The following is a 254-nucleotide window of genomic DNA, read 5'->3' as shown; positions in this document are numbered from 1 at the left end:
GAAAATCACTACTGTCAATGCCGCGAGACCGCACAGTAACTTTGAAGGCTTTGAAAGTGCGGCATTACGTAATATCGCTGCGGCTACCGGCCTTTCAACTCAACAAGTGACGCAAGATTGGTCTGATGTGAACTACAGTTCATCGCGTTCTGCCATGTTAGAGGCATGGAAAACCTTAACCCGGCGCCGCGCTGATTTCTCAATCGGCTTTGCTCAACCCATTCTGACCGCGTTTATTGAAGAAATTCACGACA

At 48.4% G+C, this 254-nt stretch carries 1 protein-coding gene; it reads left to right on the top strand.

Annotated features, from left to right (window positions below; all coding sequences use genetic code 11):
• Positions 1-254 (top strand): phage portal protein (locus tag ACGF5R_RS24885; protein ID WP_387693323.1); only part of this gene is annotated, 254 nt, incomplete at both ends.

The organism is Photorhabdus sp. RM71S, from assembly GCF_042879355.1.
In the GTDB taxonomy this organism is placed as follows: domain Bacteria; phylum Pseudomonadota; class Gammaproteobacteria; order Enterobacterales; family Enterobacteriaceae; genus Photorhabdus; species Photorhabdus kayaii.
This window is presented reverse-complemented; position numbering and strand designations above follow the sequence as displayed.